Source organism: Rhizobium cerradonense, assembly GCF_030182455.1.
Classification (GTDB): domain Bacteria; phylum Pseudomonadota; class Alphaproteobacteria; order Rhizobiales; family Rhizobiaceae; genus Rhizobium.
On sequence record NZ_JAQJCK010000009.1, the window covers coordinates 128,620 to 144,575 of the forward strand.

The following is a 15,956-nucleotide window of genomic DNA, read 5'->3' on the forward strand; positions in this document are numbered from 1 at the left end:
CCCTCATACGGCTTTGCTGGATCACAGGAGAACGCGCGACGATTCAAAAGGATGCATAAAAACGCGCTGGGCAGCCCGGCCACTCGCGACGAATAAGGGAGACAATATGTCGATTGTGCCGTCCGCCGAGCGTTGATCGCAGGGAACTTAGCTCACGGATATTCATTTATAAGCTGCGGTCTTCGTGGCCGCAGCTCAAGGTGTTAGCGCGGGTCACCGGAGCTTGAGCCCGCCGCGCTTGTAGCACGCGGCGGGCTCAGATAATTCGCAGTTGTTTTGCCTAAGCGTTAAGACGCCATTGCATAGAGGCGGTGCGTGGATTGAGCCGCACTGCGCGTCCTGAACCGTTGCACGAGATCGGCAAGGTTCTCGGTCTCCTGGGTCAGGCTCTGGGCGGCTGCGGTCGTCTCTTCCACCATGGCTGCGTTTTGCTGGGTGACCTTATCCATTTGATCTCCGGCAGCCGAGACTTCTCTCAAGCTTGCCGCCTGCTCACGAGCCGCAACGGCGATCTGGGCGACGGTTGAGCTCATGGCAATGACCTGCTCGACGATTTGTTCGAGCGAAGTGCCGGATTCCCCGACAAGCTGCACACCGGTCGTGACTTGGGCGGAAGAGGTGGAGATCAGTTCCTTGATCTCTCTCGCTGCACTGGCCGACCGTTGCGCGAGTTCACGCACCTCTTGGGCGACGACAGCAAAGCCCTTACCTGCCTCTCCCGCACGCGCTGCTTCCACGCCGGCATTGAGGGCAAGCAGGTTGGTCTGGAAGGCGATTTCATCGATAACGCCGATAATATTGCCGATCTTGGACGAAGAATTTTGAATCTCCGTCATCGCGTCAATCGCGCGGGCGACGATCGCGCCGCCGTTTTCCGCATTGGCACGGGCGGTCGCAACGGCGCTCTGGGCATGACTTGCCCCTTCCGCCGTGCCGTTGACGCCCCGTGTCACATCGCCCAACGCCGCGACCGTTTCCTCAATCGAAGCGGCTTGCTGTTCCGTACGACGGGCAAGATCGTGGGATGCGGAGGAGATTTCCGTGAGCCCCGACCTGATCGTGCCGACAGCGCGGATGACGGAGTCCACCGCCTCCTCCAGGCTGGAGACGGCGCTGTTGAAATGATCCCGAATGCGGACATAGCGGCGGTCAACCTCACCGACGCGCACTGTAAGGTCACCCTTCGAGAGCGCATCGAGACCGAGAGAGATCTGCTGGAAGGCATGTTCCATCACCTGGGCATCCGAAAGCCGCTCGGCTTCCTGGCGCAGGCGTTCTTCTTCGGCCGCAAGCCGAGCGCGCTCGGCATTGGCTTCCGCGACGACCTTGGCATGTCCGGTCTCTTGGAAGACCTTCAGCGAACGTGCCATGGCGCCGAGCTCGTGACGATGTTCAGTACCTTCGATCGTCATTGTGTCGTCGCCACGGGCAAGGCGCTCCATCGTCCACGCCATCTTGCGGACAGCAGAGGAAATCAGTCGCCCGATGAAATAGGCCAGTACGAGACCGATCACGATCAGAAGCCCGCTGATTACCAGCGTCGAGCGGGTCGCGGACGCAACTGTGGTATCGACCGAACCGTCGAGAGCCTTCTGTGCATCCATGACCGTCGCCTGCAGATCTCGGAAGCCGGTGGCGATTTTCGGCGCCAGAACATTAAGTTCGCTATCGCGGATCTTATTGGTCGCCAGCATCACGTCCCTGACGTCGCCAAGGCGGCCTGTATAGTTCTGCATGAGCCGACCGGCACCGAGAATACGTTTGTGCTGCAGTTCATTTTTTGCAACCTTGGCGGCGTCGTCGTTCAAAGCCATGGCGTCGTTCAGCGCCGCCTGGGCAATGTCGTAGGACGCCAGATCGCCTGAGTGGATAAAACGCTCGGAGAAATAGAGGCTACGGTTCAAGGCTTCGAGCGTCGCGCCGGTCATATGCAGCAGCGTCACATCGTTCTGCCTCCATGCACTGCGCATCACGTCATTGAGCGCAATGCTGGTCCAAGGACCGAACTCGGTGACCTTGGCGATCAGGGCCTCGCGCCGGGCGTGAAGGGTTACGACCTGCTCGAAAGCCTTGCCATAGGCGTCAACATCCTGGCGGATGGTCGCCATGCCTGTCTCCAGAGAACTGTTGCCGGCAAAGCGTTGGTCTTCAGCGGCAAATGCCTTAACCCCTGCGCGGAAGCGGTCCACGATTTCCTGTGTCGGGTTGGATCTGAAAGCTTCCACCGACATCTGGATTTCGTGGAGCTGGTTGCTGTGATCCGAAATGGCAAGGCTCTGACCCGCAGTACCGCGATAAGAGGAGAAGATGGACGAAAGTCCGCCCATACCGGAAATTGCGTTGACCGACAGCAAGCTCATGAGCAGGATCAGCGGCAGGAAACCGGCCGTAATCTGTGCGCGGATGCCGAGTTTATTCCAAAAGCGCAACATCATAATCCTCTTTTGCTCACTGGCTCTTCGGCTGGTATTGGGCGATATTCTGGGGCGTGACGAGTTCGAACGGCACGTTGTTGACGCGCGGCACTTGCTGGCCATTGATGAGCTTGATTGCCGCATCGACTGCCGTCGCGCCCTGTCCGACCGCACTTTGAAGGATCGTCACATCGAGATCGCCCGCCTCCATCGCGGCGAGGGCGTCGTCGGTTGCATCGACGCCTGCAACAATGACATCTTTCATCGACATGCCATTCCGCTTCATGGCCCGGATCGCGCCGAGCGCCATCTCGTCGTTATTGGCGATAACCGCGTCGAACTTCACCCCGGCCGTTAGCCATTCCTGCATCTGCTGATCGGCATAATCCCGCGACCAATAGGCGGCTTGCCGCTCGACAACCTGCAGGCCTTTGCATTCGGGCGTGGCAATGACGTTGTCGATATCCTGAGTGCGGGCGCGGGCGGCTTGGTGGAAGGGCTCGCCCATCAACACCACGACACGTCCCTTGCCCTGCAGGAGAGAGCAGACCTGCTTGGTTTCCAACGTTCCCGATTCCGCTTCGTCGGACGCGACGACAACCTGATTTTCCGGCAAGTCGGAGAGATTCGAGGGAACGTTATTGATGTAGATCAGCGGAATATGGGCGTCGGCCGCAAGCTTGGTCATCTGCGGTCCGAGGTCGCCGTCGGAGACGGCAATGATGATGGCGTCGACCTTATCGGCGATCATCTGTTGGACCTGCTTCTTCTGAAGCTCGTTGTCGCCCTTGGCATTTTGCGAGACCAGCTTCAGCCCGGAAATCGTTTTTCCATGCGAAAGGACGCCGTTCAGCACCATCGCCCGGAATTTATCCAGATCGGACATTGCTACGCCGATCGTTTGTGCGCTCGCAGTGGAGGCGCACATCGCCATCACGAAAGCAGCAAATATGGTTTTCCTCATTATCCACCCCAGGGCGTTCACCAAACTGAGGACTTGTAATGAGTTTTTAGTTAAATTTTACTTTATGATAACCAATGATTTTAAGAACATCCTCAGGGCAAGCGCGGCTTCTTGAATATATCTCCCTCAAGAAGACCTAATTTCACTATGACTAAATAATATTCCACTCAAAAACGCCACCCATTAGCTCATCCTAGGCGACGTGGACAAATTTGAGCCAGTATCTGGCAGTGGCGAGGTGGACCATGCCGAGGAAGCTGCTGGCCAGTTGGTCGTAGCGGGTTGCGATGGCCCGGTTGATCTCGAGGCGGCCGAACATGCGCTCGATGCGGTTGCGCCCCTTGTAGAGCGTGCGGTCATGCTCAATCTTCACCTGGCGGTTTGAGCGACCGGGGATGACGGGATTGATGTTCCGTTTCGCAAGGTCAGCACGGATAGCGTCAGCATCGTAACCCTTGTCAGCAAGCAGGGCATCCGGTGCCCGCTCTGGCAAGGCAATCAGGGCTTCATACGCCTTGCAGTCTGCGGCTTCGCCGCCCGTCAGGTGGAACGCAAGCGGTCGCCCGAGGGCGTCAGCCAGGCAGTGAAGTTTACTGGTGAACCCACCCCGCGAGCGGCCAAGAGCGCGTCGATGAGCCCCCCTTTTCCGCCTGCTGCCGAAACGTGGGCGCGGACGGTGGTGCTGTCGATGCTGTAGTGACCACTGTCCGCCATGATCTCGGCCAGCGTCACCGCCACGATCTCCCAGACCGCGGCCTCGCTCCATCGCAGGAACCGGCGGTAGATGGTGTTCCAGCTCCCATATTTGGGCGGCACATCGCGCCACGGAGCACCGCACCGCAGCCGCCAGAGTATGCCGTTAATGATCGAACGGTTCTGTTCGGGAGGTCGGCCTGGACCCCGGTTCTTACGTTCGATGGGCAGCAAATCCTTCAGGATGCGCCATTCCGCCCCGGTGAGATCGCCCCGGCTCAAGCCTGCCTCCAAAAAGCAGGCTTGAATCAACCAGTCCGCGCTACGTCAACTGTCAAGCGATGAGGAAAAGATGATCGGAAAAGAGAGCCTTGCCTTCTCGGGCGAGGATTTCCGATAGCCAATCTGATGGTCATGGGCGCATTCTCCCAGGCCCAGGGTGAATTGCCGGCTGGAAAGGATCTGGGGGTTGCCGCCGCGTTGATCGACGCGTTCGAAGGCGCAGTCACGCGTGCCAAGGTCGAACGTAGCCGGTCGCCGTTCGACAGCTTTAAAGGTTTCGTTTTGCCCGCCCTTGTGGCCTGAACGATTCTGACCAGTAAATATACGACCGGTCATATTTATTTCACAAGTTTCTCGCTGGAACGCCGCGCCAGTGAGTGATGACGTCTGTCCGCGGCTGATCTAAAGGAACCGAACAATGTCCACGATCACTACTACAGATGGCGTAAACATCTTCTACAAGGATTGGGGGTCAGGTCAGCCGATCGTTTTCAGCCACGGTTGGCCGCTGACAGCGGACGACTGGGATGCCCAAATGACATTCTTCCTTCGTCACGGGTATCGGGTGATCGCCCACGACCGGCGCGGCCATGGCCGGTCCGACCAGCCCAGCACCGGCAACGACATGGACCACTGGGTTGCCGACCTCGCGGCCCTGACGGAACACCTCAACCTGCGCGACGCGATCCATATCGGGCACTCGACAGGTGGCGGTGAGGTGGCTCGCTATGTCGCTCGCCACCAGGAGCGCGTCTCGAAAGCGGTGCTGGTCGCCTCACTGACGCCGAACATGTACCGGAGCGAGGACAACCCGTCCGGTCAGCCGCCGGAGTGGTTCGAAGCGATCCGGGCAGGCGTGCTGGGCAACCGGTCGGAATTCTACCGTTTCGTCCCTGAGAACCCGTTCTATGGCTACAACCTCGATGGGGCCGAGCCTTCGGAGGCAATCATCGCGAACTGGTGGCGCCAAGGCATGGCCGGCGGTGCTCTCGCTCACTACGCGACCGTCGACTCTTGGCTCGAAGATTATACCGAAGACCTCAAGAAGATCACCGTGCCGGTGCTGGTGATGCATGGCGAGGCGGATCAAGTCGTCCCATTCGCAAGTTCGGTGCCGCGTGCGGTCGACCTGCTTAAGAACGGGTCGCTGAAAACTTATGCCGGCTACCCCCATGGCATGCTAACCACACATGCGGATGTCCTCAACCCCGACCTGCTCTCGTTCATAAGGTCTTGACGACATCTCTTATCCATTATCGTCTATGGTGAACGTTTCGGGTTGTGAATTGAGGAGGGGTCGGTTTTTGGCGTCGTGACGAAGGAACGAACAACAAGCTCAAACCCTCCTCGAAAATTCGTCGGCCAGGGCCCCTGGCGAAGCGGCGGCCCTGGCAGCGTTGCTCGGCCTTGACGGAGTTCCACCCCGCGGTAGGCTTCGCGCCTCGCTCTCTGCCTGCGCGAGGGCGCTTGAAGGGCAATCGTGGCATAAGGAATTTGTCCACACCGCCTAGGTGAGCGCCCTCAGCGCGGAAAAACCCTGCCGTCGAACAGCTTTCGCGCAGTACGGATCGTGCCCGCTCCCTTTATCTCTCCCTGACTGTCCAGATCCAGGAACACCTCCATGCTTCCCGTCGGATGCTCGATCTCGTAGCGACCGTCTGCCGGCGCGTTCACCATTTTTCCCGCCGTGCTATTCTTCAGGCGTGTGGCCGTCGCGACCGTCACCGCCGCAAGCACACCGACGGACGCATGGACGCGGTGTGGGATGAAACTGCGCGTGGAGATGGCGCCGCCATTTTCTGGCAAAGAGACCAGGATCATTTTCGGAACGGATGCGGTGGTGACCTCGCCGAGTTTCATCATCGGCCCGCTCTTGAGGCGGATTGCCTCGATCCGCGATTTGACCTCGGCCTTCGCCTCAAGCTCCTCGCGATTTTCTTGTCCCGTCAGGCCGAAGTCGGACGCCCGCATGATCACACAGGGCATGCCGTTGTCGATGAGAGTTGCTTCGACGCCATCGATGATATCGATCTCGTTGCCTGTCGGCAGCAATGCGCCGCACATCGCTCCCGCAATGTTCGTAAACAGCAGCGGAACGGCGGCATGCTTGCCCGGCACGCCCGCAATCGAGGCGGTCCCCGCGTAGTTCACCCGCCCGTTCGGCGTCTCGATCTTGGCGACCGCGACCTCGCCCGAGTTGAGCATGTGGATGCGAACTTCAGTAATATCCCCAGCCGGCTTCACCAAACCGCGCTCTATGGCGGCGGGACCGACACCCGCAAGGATGTTGCCGCATCCCTGCGCATCGCTCACCAGCGCCTGATCGACGAAGACCTGCAGGAAGAGGTAATCCACATCCGCGTCTTCGCGTGTGGATGCGGAGAGCACGGCAACCTTCGATGTAAGCGGGTCCGCCCCGCCAATGCCGTCGATCTGGCGCGGATCGGGCGAGCCCATGATCCTCAGCAGGAGATCGTCGCGTTCCGCCTTGTCGGTCGGCAGGTGCTCGGCGAGAAAATAGGCGCCCTTCGACGTGCCGCCGCGCATCCACAAGCAGGGGATGCCCTCCTCATACATATTTGAGCCCCTTTGCCGCCAGCGTCTCGCGCATGCCGTAGATGTCGAGGCCCAGTTCACCAGATGCCAGACGCTTGCGTTTGGCTTCTTCGTTGGCAAGCCGCTTCTCTGCCGCTGCCACCACGTCCGCCACTTCGGCCCGCTTGACAACGCAGACGCCGTCATCATCGGCAACGATGACATCGCCAGCCTCGATATGGGCGCCGGCGCAGACGACCGGGACATTCACCGAGCCGAGGGTCTCCTTGACGGTCCCCTGCGCGGAGACCGCCTTCGACCAGACGGGAAAGCCCATTTGTGTCAGGTCCCGCACATCGCGAACGCCTGCATCGATCACGAGGCCGCGGCAGCCACGCGCCATGGCGGAGGTCGCGAGCAGATCGCCAAAATAACCATTGTCGCAAGGCGATGTCGGCGCAAGGACAAGAATGTCCCCTTCCCCGAGCTGCTCGATCGCCACATGGACCATCCAGTTATCGCCGGGAGGCGCTGAAATCGTCACCGCCGATCCCGCAACCTGCGCGCCGGAATAGATCGGCCGCATGTAGCTTGCCAGCATTCCCCTGCGGCCCTGCGCCTCGTGGACCGTCGCGACCCCTGCCCTGGCAAGCCTTCCGATCAGGTCAGGTTCAGCGCGCGAGATGTTCTGAACGACGACTCCCATCAATGGTCTCCTTGCTTCTTTGCGGGCGGTGTCCCGTGCGTATGGAAAGTTTCGATTGTTTTCAGACCCCAGGCCTGGCCCTTCTTTCGCTCGGCCTCGGTCCAGACGACGGGTTGCCAGTCGGGTGCGAGGATCAGCCGTGCGCCCGAATTGGCGAGCTCGACCCGGTTGCCCGCCGGTTCCCAGACATAAAGGAAGAAAGTCCCCTGGATCGCGTGCTTGTGAGGCCCGGTCTCGATGTGGATGCCGTTTTCGAGGAAAATGTCGGCCGCACGCAGGATTTCTTCGCGCGTGTCGGTCGCATAAGTTACGTGGTGCAGGCGCCCATCGCCGCCGCCGTGTTCTTCTGTGCAGGCAAGGTCATAGGTCTTATTGTTGACCGTGAACCAGCACCCGCCAAGGCGGCCATTGTCGAGCTGGATCATTTCCGTCACACGCGATCCGAGACAGGTCTCCATGAACTTGCGGAACTCGGACACGTCGGCCGCGAGCAGGTTCAGGTGATCGAGACGGCGCGGATGGCAGCCCCGCGCATGATAGCGCTGGGCGAGATTCTTGAGCTTCGGCCGCTCCTCCGGCGGCGGATCGTAGCGGACCGTATCCCAATAGATTTCGAAGATATGACCGAAAGGATCCTTGAACCGGAACGCCCGGCCATGGCCCATGTCGCCGTCCACCCAGCCGAGCACATCGTAACCGCTTGCCTCAATCGCCCTGACGCGCCGTTCAAGCGCTTCCGGCGACGAGACCCTGTAGGCAACATGCCCGATCCCGGTCGTCTCATGGCGCGTCAGTTTCAGGGTATGAAACTCGTAATCGTCCCAGCCACGCAGATAGGCGGAACTCTCGTCCTCGCCCGCCAAGGTCAATCCATAGACATTGACGAAGAAATCGAGGCTCTCGTCGTATTTGTCGGTGAACATCTCGACGTGACCGAGGTGGGCGATGTCGAAACAGGGTTCCATTTTCAGGCTCCTCCCGAGAGTGTCATTAGAGCTCGTCGACCGTGCGCGGGAACACCGACTGAAAGCCTTCCGCATATTGGGCGGCACGGCCGCCGGATTGGCCGCCGGAATTGCGCTGGAAATGGTTGGCACGGTTCTGGGCGACGCGGGTATAGAACTCCCACAGATGCTCCTGCCCTTCCATGCATTCGATGGCGGCCCGCTTCTTATCCCAGACGGCGGTGATGTCGAGGAACACGTCCGGTTTCCAACCCATCTGCTCCGTCTGATGCGGCTCGAACAGATAGAGCTGCGGCGCACCGAGGACGCTTTCGCCGGGATTGTGACCCCAGGCCTGCGCGATCATGCGGGTTTCGAGCGCGATCTGCGTCGCATACATATGGTCGGTATTGTAGGGATCATATTGCGAGTGGCTCAGCATGAAGGAGGGCTGCACCTTGCGGATCACGTCGACGAGGCGGTACTTGTCCTCGTCCGTCATGCGCAGGGGATAGTCGCCGAGGTCGAAGCAGATCAGGTCATTGACGCCGAGCGCCTGCGCGGCCTTTTCCGACTCGGCACGCCGCGCAGCCTTGACGCGATCGAGCGTCATATCCTTCTGTTTCCAGAGCTTGGCGGACTCGCCTCGCTCGCCGAAGGACAAGCAGACGACGGTGACCTCATAACCCTTGTCGGCATGCAGGGCGATCGCCCCTCCACAGCGCCAGACGAAATCTGCAGCATGGGCGCTGATCACCAACGCGGTCTTCTTGTCGGACATGGAAACCTCCTGTTTTTCGAAACCGTATGTCGCTCCGAACGGCCAGTTTGCCAATTTTCTTTCGGCGCCTTGCCCATAAGTTTTTGCTATAACGAATGGCGACGCGATCTTTGTTGGTCTAAAGCGAGCACTGATGGATTGGTAGCGGGATGGACGGATGATGAACCACTTCAAGATCGGCATGATCGGATTCGGTGAAGCAGCACGCGCATTCGCATCGGGCTGGACACGGCCTGACGGCGCGGTGCTTGTCGCCTATGACATCAAGAGCGCCGATCCGCTCAGCGCCGGCCAAATCGCAACAGCCTGCGCCGAACTCGACGTCCGACATGCCGATGAAGCCCGGCAATCACTCTCTGACGCCGAGATCATCTTCAGCCTCGTCACAGCCGATCAGGCTTTGCCCGCTGCAAGAGAGGCGGCCAAATGGCTCAAGGCCGGCGCGCTCTATTTCGACTGCAATTCCTGTTCGCCCTCCGCCAAAATCATCGCAGCCGAAGCGATCGAAGCGGCAGGCGGTTGTTATGTCGATGTCGCCGTCATGTCGCCCGTCCATCCGGCCCGCCATCTGACGCCACTTTTGGTTTCCGGCCCCCACGCCGAGGCGGCGATTGCGGCGATTGAGCATCTCGGAATGAAGCCGAAGCCTGCTGGTGAGAAGGTGGGGCAAGCATCCTCGATCAAGATGCTGCGTTCCGTCATCATCAAGGGCCTGGAAGCACTGACGGCTGAATCGATGCTTGCGGCCCGACGTGCGGGCGTGGAAAACGCCGTCATCGCTTCGTTGCAGGCTTCCGATCCCGGCATAGATTGGGCCAAGCGCAGCTCCTACAATCTCGAACGAATGATGGTGCATGGCGCCCGCCGGGCGGCCGAGATGCGGGAGGTTGCCGCCACCGTCCGTGATCTCGGGCTTCCGGACAGGATGTCGGCAGCCATCGCCGCTTGGCAGGACGAGATCGCAGCGCTTTCCGTGCCGGCAGATATCGACGATCTTGCCAGCCGAGCCGACAGCATCCTCAAACGAATGGATGAGGAGAGGGACAAGGGAGCCGCGGCGATCCGATGAGGCACAATCTGCGGCATCTACGCGTTTTCCTGGCCGTCGTCGAAACGGGCTCTGTCACGCGCGCCGCCGAGATCTGCTACGTATCCCAGCCGGCGGTCACGCAGGCCATATCCAAGATCGAAAAGACGCTTGGATATGCGTTGTTCACGCGTTCGCCGCATGGCCTCTTCATCAACGATGAGGGCAAGCTCCTGGTTCTGCGCGTGAGGCGTGCCTTCTCCTATCTCGATCCCGCGCTGACCGAGCTTGCGTCCAGGCTCAAGGTTACGGCGACCTCGGCGCAGCTCGAAGCCCTGGTCGCCGTCAGGGAGCTGGAGAATTTCACGCTTGCGGCACGGCGGCTCGGGGTGGCGCAGCCGACCGTCCATCGCGCTGTGAGCCAACTCGAAAAGGAGGCCGCGCGTCCTCTGTTCGAGAGAACGTCCTATGGCATGGTTGCCACGCGCCTGGCGCAGAACCTGGCGCAGGCGACCCGCCTCGCCTTCGCCGAATTGCATCAGGCAGAGGCGGATCTCGCCGAAGCCCGAGCGCAGGAGGCTGGACTGATCGTCGTGGGCGGCATGCCCCTTTCGCGCTCGTTCATCCTGCCGTCGGCGATCGCCCGGTTTCGCAAGAAGCGGCCGAAGCTGCCGATCAAGGTAGTCGAGGGCGTCTATGCCGAACTGCTCGGCGGCCTGCGGCGCGGCGAGATCGATTTCCTGATCGGAGCGATGCGCAATCCCCTTCCCATCGATGATGTCGAGCAGGAAACGCTGTTCAACGACATCGTGGTGATCGTCGCAGGCAAGCGTCATCCGCTCGTCGGAAAATCCTCGATATGCATAGGCGACCTGGCATCCTACCCTTGGGTTGTCGCAACCAGCGGCACGCCGATAAGAGCCCATTTCGACGCCTTGTTCCAAGGGCAATCGCCGGGACCGAGAAGCGTGGTCGAGTCCAGCTCGTTGATCCTCATGCGCGAGCTGCTCGACCAGAGCGACCATCTCGGTTTCATCTCGGGCGGCCAGGCGGCAGCGGAGATCGAGCGTGGCCTTATGGCATCCCTGCCCTTCGATCTCGCCCATACCGAACGGCCGATCGGCATCACCATACGCAAGGGGTGGCTGCCCACGGCCGCTCAGGCAGCCTTTCTTGACGACATCCGTGCGGAAGCGGGAGCGAGACAAAGCCGGCTATAGCCTTCCCTTAAGACGCTTTCCTCCAAGACATGCCGCGCGGCATGTGCATCGCTTTGACGGTCGCCCGCACGATACCGGCCACTCCAAGAGGTCTGACGATCCTTAAACGCTCGGCGTGGCGGCGCGATATTGGGAAGGTTTGGGCGCTTTCGTTTTTCCGAGACCACGTCGCTTCAGACGGAAGCACCTATAGCCGCTGCTTATGCCTCGGCCCTCTGATTGGATTGGAGGTGATGGTGCAAGACGCGTACTGCTTGGCCCGTCAACGAAGCGCGAGGGGCAGAGGAGGTTGACGGCAAGCGTCGATCAAGCGCTTTCGCAAAGCCATTCCTCGAGCGGATCGATGCCTGGATGATCCAAGCACAACGCCGTTCGAGAGCGCCCAGCCATCAGCCTCGTGCGGACACGCGCAACCATCATGTCGGAGGAGTACATGACACAGCCAGCCGTCCTGGAGATCAGGTCTTACATCAACAGCCGCCCGATGTCGCGAATGCAATGGACACTGACTGTTCTCTGCTTCCTCATCGTCTTCTGCGACGGCATGGACGTCGCGATCATGGGCTTTCTTGCTCCCGCCATCACGGGCGACTGGGGCATCTCAAAGCCTGCCTTTGGCCTTGTTATGGCTGCGGCGCCGGTTGGCCTGGCCATCGGCGCGATCTTTGCAGGCTCGTCTTCCGATTGGTTCGGACGCCGCCGCGTATTGCTCGGCTCGGTGTTCGCATTCGGCGTCTTGAGCCTGCTAACGGCGCTTACTCAAAGTCCCACTGAGATGGCGTTACTCCGTTTTCTGACCGGCCTCGGCCTCGGCGCCGCAATGCCCAATACGACAACGCTGCTGTCGGAATACGTGCCAGAGCAAAAGCGCTCCGTTATTCTGGCGATCATGTTCACCGGCTTCAACTTCGGCTCGGCGATCATCGGCTTTGTCGCGGCATATCTGCTGCCGACGTTCGGCTGGCATTCGGTGCTCGTGTTCGGCGGCATCGTGCCGCTCGCGCTTTCCGTGATCTTGTTTTTCGTGCTGCCGGAATCGGCCCGCTTCATGGTCGTCCGCGGAGCTCCCACCGATCGCATCCGCAATCAGCTCGCCGGCGTGACCGGTCAGGACCTGAAAGCCGTATCCGAATTTACGCTGGATGACGAACGGGTGACCGCGGCGCAGCCTGTTGCGCTCCTATTCACACCCACGTTCATCATACGCACGCTGACGCTCTGGCTGTGCTACTTCATGGGTCTGCTGGTCATCTACCTGACGACAAGCTGGTTGCCGACCATGATCAAGGATGCCGGAATGCCGATCGAAACCGCGGCCAGCGTCACCGCCATGTTCCAGCTCGGCGGCACGATCGGTGCGGTTGTCGTGGGCTTTGCCATGCACCGGATCGGGTCGAAGAGCGCGATCTCCCTATCCTATCTGCTCGGCGCCGTCGCTCTGATCGTGCTCGCATTCACCGGCCTGACCTCCGTTGCCCTCGCGCTGATTGTCGGCATAGTCGGCTTCTTCATGAGCGGCGGCCAAACGGGTCTCAACGCCTATGCTCCGGGCCGCTATCCCACCTTTGCCCGTGCGACCGGTGTGAGCTGGATGCTGGGCGTCGGCCGGCTGGGCAGCATTCTGGGGTCGTCGATCGGCGGTCTGTTGCTCGGCTTCGGCTGGGATTTCCGTGGCATCTTCTGCGCGCTCGCCGTTCCGGCGGCAATCGGGGCCGCCGCCATCCTGCTGAACGAACTCCATGCCGCCCCGCGAACCCAGGAAGCCACGCGATGAAATTGTGCCGGCTCGATCATCGCGATCGAGCCGGCGAAAAATGATTTTTTCTATAATGCCAGACACGGCAGGGGACAGTGGGAAGGGCGCATGGCGTGTTCCCTGCCGTGCTTTATAGAAGGCTGCATTGACAGCGGAAGCGTTCCGTAGACAGTCTTCTGATGGCCGCACTGGGAGCGGCACGTTGGAGAGCTAAGGGAGAAGCTCGCCGCGCATCGAACATTTGGTAGCGCGCTTTGTTCCCGGAAAGCGGACCTGACGGCAAATTTAGAATAATCCAACTATGCGGCCGTTGCCTGCTCGCCAGCCGCTGCGATGCAGTCACGGCCCTTCGTCTTGGCACCATAGAGTGCTTGGTCCGCGGCCCGCACCAAATCGGCGACACTTGCGAACGTCGATCCATCGGACATGTTTGCCACTCCGATGCTGGTCGTCACGATCGATTTGCTGCTTGCGCTGTGTGGTATTGCGAGTTGATTGAGGGTCGAGCGCAGAACCTCGGCGAGGTTCAAGGCGCCGTCTCTGTCCGTTCCAGGCAGAACGATCGCAAATTCTTCGCCCCCAAAGCGCGCCGCAAGGTCGGACGGTCGTGTGACAACCGAACGGAGAATGTCGCCGATGGCCTTGAGGCATTTGTCGCCCTCAAGATGACCGTAAGTGTCGTTGAAGCTCTTGAAATGATCGATGTCTATGAGCAGCAGACTAAGGGGAGAGCTGTTTCGGCGTGCGCGGGCAAACTCCGTTAGGATCACTTCGTCGAATACCCGGCGATTGGCAATACCGGTCAATGCATCGGTATAGGCAAGCCCGGTCATCTTCTGAGCAAGCTGCTTCAATTGTTCCTCAGAATGCTTCATCGACGTGATGTCCGAGACCACCACCAGAGCGGATCCATCGGACGCCAACCGGGTGCGCAGGCTGAGCCAGCGTCCGTCGAACAGAGGAATTTCAGTGTCGCGCGTCAGGAAAAGCTGCGCGGCGGAAGCCTGTATCCATTCTTCGCTGACGTCAGGGCTGACATCGATCCTCTCCGCATTTCGCACCACGGCTCGGACAATATCCGAAATGTGCGCACCCGGCTTTCTGGCATATCCCGAGCGAGGAAATGCGGCGCGGTACTGATCATTGCAGAACACCAGCTTGCCGTCCGGATTGAACATGGCGAGCCCGTCAGACATTTCCGCCATCGCCTGCGAAAGCACATTCTTGCTTTCGACGGCTTCTTGTATCAGGCGCTTTTCCTCGGTGATGTCACGCGTCACTCCGGCAAGCCCGATCAAATTGCCATAGCGATCTCGCAAAGGCACCTTTGACGTCAGAAACCAGCGCTTTCGGCCGTCTTCGACGACATAGGGCTCCTCGAAATCCACCATCGGATCTCCCGTCGACATGATCTCCTGTTCGCGATCGAAAAACGCCTGCGCCATTTCGCTAGGATAGAGATCGAAATCGGTCAGACCGGCCATGTCAGACGATTTCGTGCGACCGTGGTTTCGTGCGACGTTCAGGTTGGCTACCAGGAAACGGCTCTTGCGATCTTTGACATAATAGAGGTCGGGCGCTTGAGTAAGTGCAGCCCGCAAGATGTCTCGCTCGACGGTGAAGGCGTGGAAGTAGGTGATAACAGAGGCCGCGACCAAGGTTGCAACGAACCCCATAGCGATGAATCCGAGAGCTGTGATCGGGGAGCCATTGCCGCGATATGCAAGGCTCATTGCCACGGAAACCGAAGCTACAGTGAAGGCGGAGGCGGCAATTCTCTTGAAATTCATCGGCTGCCGGCGAAACAAGAAATGCATCGACGTCCCGAGGAGCGACACGACCGCGATCGAGATCAGGCCCGGTTGAAGGCCCGCGCCGCCCATGGAGATCCGATAGGCTGCCGTAAGCATGCCGGTGACCAAGATAGCCAGCGGCCCGCCGTAAACAGCCGACACGGCAAGCAAGGTGGAGCGTAGATCGACATAGTAGCCACTATCGATTTCGACGGACAACGCCATGGAAACGATCGCTCCCAGTCCCATCATCAGACCGAAGGCGATTTTGGCCTGGACCTCAGAAAGACGATAGAGCCGGTAGTGGAGGTGCATCCACACCGAAATGAGAAGCGAGACGGCTGCAACATTGCCGATCAGAACTTGCCAGGCCACAATCATTTATCCAAAATTTTAAAAGAACTTAGCTTGGATTCTTTGATGAAGTCTGAATCTTCGCGGTTGCACGAATTCCTCCAGAACTATCCGTCAAGGCACGTAGCGACAAATCGCAGGTTGCTCCATCCGTCATTCCGTCCATATCAAAGCCTGGACGAACAAACGAAGAAAAATTTTGTAATGAATTTTTGCTGAGAGGGTTACAGCAAACTTCGTTCGCAACAATCCCCCGCGAAGAAATACTTGGAAACATAAAGACGCATGCCGTTTATATGCTCCGACTAGCTTTGCATCAGTGAATTGAAGCGAATTCGAAGGCACTGATCATGAGGCACTTGCGTATTGTCGCAATCTTAATGTCAACAACCATCGGCGGCATGATTGTTCCGGCTCTTGCCCAGGAGTCTCCAATCCCGAGCATCGAACAGGGACCTGTCGGTGCTGAGAGGATGGGACCTCCGCC

The 15,956-nt window shown here is 59.6% G+C and carries 12 protein-coding genes and 1 pseudogene; 5 read left to right on the forward strand and 8 right to left on the reverse strand.

All coding sequences use genetic code 11. From position 1 onward, the window contains the following. Positions 1 to 287 precede the first annotated feature (287 nt). From PH547_RS21210 to PH547_RS21220, 3 genes and pseudogenes are all read right to left on the reverse strand, one after another. Positions 288 to 2,432, reverse strand: a complete 2,145-nt coding sequence (locus PH547_RS21210) for a methyl-accepting chemotaxis protein (RefSeq protein ID WP_285169378.1) — start codon at positions 2,430 to 2,432, stop codon at positions 288 to 290. 16 nt (positions 2,433 to 2,448) lie between these two features. Then, positions 2,449 to 3,378: a substrate-binding domain-containing protein gene (locus tag PH547_RS21215; RefSeq protein ID WP_104826415.1), complete on the reverse strand. Its 930-nt coding sequence runs from the start codon at positions 3,376 to 3,378 to the stop codon at positions 2,449 to 2,451. Between the two features lie 193 nt (positions 3,379 to 3,571). Further along, positions 3,572 to 4,353, reverse strand: a pseudogene (locus PH547_RS21220) (IS5 family transposase). A gap of 126 nt (positions 4,354 to 4,479) precedes the next feature. Between PH547_RS21220 and PH547_RS21230 the strand changes: the two are divergent. Both PH547_RS21230 and PH547_RS21235 read left to right on the forward strand, forming a co-directional pair. Beyond that, the gene (locus PH547_RS21230) at positions 4,480 to 4,656 is read left to right on the forward strand and encodes a TetR family transcriptional regulator C-terminal domain-containing protein (protein WP_283053666.1); all 177 of its coding nucleotides are present in this window, start codon (positions 4,480 to 4,482) and stop codon (positions 4,654 to 4,656) included. Positions 4,657 to 4,771: 115 nt separating this feature from the next. Then, on the forward strand, positions 4,772 to 5,590 hold the full coding sequence (locus PH547_RS21235) for an alpha/beta fold hydrolase (RefSeq protein WP_260304858.1): 819 nt from the start codon (positions 4,772 to 4,774) through the stop codon (positions 5,588 to 5,590). Between the two features lie 284 nt (positions 5,591 to 5,874). On the opposite strand, the gene PH547_RS21240 is transcribed toward PH547_RS21235, so the two are convergent. Genes PH547_RS21240 through PH547_RS21255 form a run of 4 tightly spaced genes read right to left on the reverse strand, consistent with a single transcriptional unit; the run spans position 5,875 to position 9,319 of the window. Next, positions 5,875 to 6,930 carry a 4-oxalomesaconate tautomerase gene (locus PH547_RS21240; protein WP_283053662.1) on the reverse strand — a complete coding sequence of 352 codons (1,056 nt, stop codon included), beginning with the start codon at positions 6,928 to 6,930 and terminating at the stop codon, positions 5,875 to 5,877. Then, positions 6,923 to 7,594, reverse strand: a complete 672-nt coding sequence (locus PH547_RS21245; RefSeq protein WP_285169380.1) for a 4-carboxy-4-hydroxy-2-oxoadipate aldolase/oxaloacetate decarboxylase — start codon at positions 7,592 to 7,594, stop codon at positions 6,923 to 6,925. Before PH547_RS21245 ends, PH547_RS21240 begins: the two co-directional genes overlap by 8 nt. Next, positions 7,594 to 8,559, reverse strand: coding sequence for a VOC family protein (locus tag PH547_RS21250; RefSeq protein WP_285169382.1), 966 nt, complete (start codon positions 8,557 to 8,559; stop codon positions 7,594 to 7,596). The genes PH547_RS21245 and PH547_RS21250 overlap by 1 nt, the downstream gene beginning before the upstream one ends. Positions 8,560 to 8,584: 25 nt before the next feature. Further along, a complete protein-coding gene (locus PH547_RS21255; RefSeq protein ID WP_285169383.1) occupies positions 8,585 to 9,319 on the reverse strand; it encodes a PIG-L deacetylase family protein in 735 nt (244 codons plus the stop codon). A gap of 160 nt (positions 9,320 to 9,479) precedes the next feature. Between PH547_RS21255 and PH547_RS21260 the strand changes: the two genes are divergently transcribed. The 3 genes from PH547_RS21260 (at position 9,480) to PH547_RS21270 (ending at position 13,340) form a co-directional block, all read left to right on the forward strand. Then, a complete protein-coding gene (locus PH547_RS21260) occupies positions 9,480 to 10,388 on the forward strand; it encodes an NAD(P)-dependent oxidoreductase (RefSeq protein WP_285169384.1) in 909 nt (302 codons plus the stop codon). Continuing rightward, on the forward strand, positions 10,385 to 11,566 hold the full coding sequence (locus tag PH547_RS21265) for a LysR family transcriptional regulator (protein ID WP_285169385.1): 1,182 nt from the start codon (positions 10,385 to 10,387) through the stop codon (positions 11,564 to 11,566). Before PH547_RS21260 ends, PH547_RS21265 begins: the two co-directional genes overlap by 4 nt. Before the next feature lie 433 nt (positions 11,567 to 11,999). Further along, on the forward strand, positions 12,000 to 13,340 hold the full coding sequence (locus PH547_RS21270; protein ID WP_285169386.1) for an MFS transporter: 1,341 nt from the start codon (positions 12,000 to 12,002) through the stop codon (positions 13,338 to 13,340). Positions 13,341 to 13,621: 281 nt separating this feature from the next. Here PH547_RS21270 and PH547_RS21275 read toward each other — a convergent pair whose 3' ends face one another. After that, on the reverse strand, positions 13,622 to 15,490 hold the full coding sequence (locus PH547_RS21275) for a diguanylate cyclase (RefSeq protein ID WP_483315565.1): 1,869 nt from the start codon (positions 15,488 to 15,490) through the stop codon (positions 13,622 to 13,624). Between the last annotated feature and the right edge of the window lie 466 nt (positions 15,491 to 15,956).

Coding starts and splice junctions, on each gene's coding strand:
- PH547_RS21255 (WP_285169383.1), bottom strand. CDS start 9,319: ATGTCCGACAAGAAGACCGCGTTGGTGATCAGCGCCCATGCTGCAGAT.
- PH547_RS21265 (WP_285169385.1), top strand. CDS start 10,385: ATGAGGCACAATCTGCGGCATCTACGCGTTTTCCTGGCCGTCGTCGAA.
- PH547_RS21270 (WP_285169386.1), top strand. CDS start 12,000: ATGACACAGCCAGCCGTCCTGGAGATCAGGTCTTACATCAACAGCCGC.
- PH547_RS21230 (WP_283053666.1), top strand. CDS start 4,480: ATGGTCATGGGCGCATTCTCCCAGGCCCAGGGTGAATTGCCGGCTGGA.
- PH547_RS21245 (WP_285169380.1), bottom strand. CDS start 7,594: ATGGGAGTCGTCGTTCAGAACATCTCGCGCGCTGAACCTGACCTGATC.
- PH547_RS21210 (WP_285169378.1), bottom strand. CDS start 2,432: ATGTTGCGCTTTTGGAATAAACTCGGCATCCGCGCACAGATTACGGCC.
- PH547_RS21235 (WP_260304858.1), top strand. CDS start 4,772: ATGTCCACGATCACTACTACAGATGGCGTAAACATCTTCTACAAGGAT.
- PH547_RS21215 (WP_104826415.1), bottom strand. CDS start 3,378: ATGAGGAAAACCATATTTGCTGCTTTCGTGATGGCGATGTGCGCCTCC.
- PH547_RS21260 (WP_285169384.1), top strand. CDS start 9,480: ATGAACCACTTCAAGATCGGCATGATCGGATTCGGTGAAGCAGCACGC.
- PH547_RS21250 (WP_285169382.1), bottom strand. CDS start 8,559: ATGGAACCCTGTTTCGACATCGCCCACCTCGGTCACGTCGAGATGTTC.
- PH547_RS21240 (WP_283053662.1), bottom strand. CDS start 6,930: ATGTATGAGGAGGGCATCCCCTGCTTGTGGATGCGCGGCGGCACGTCG.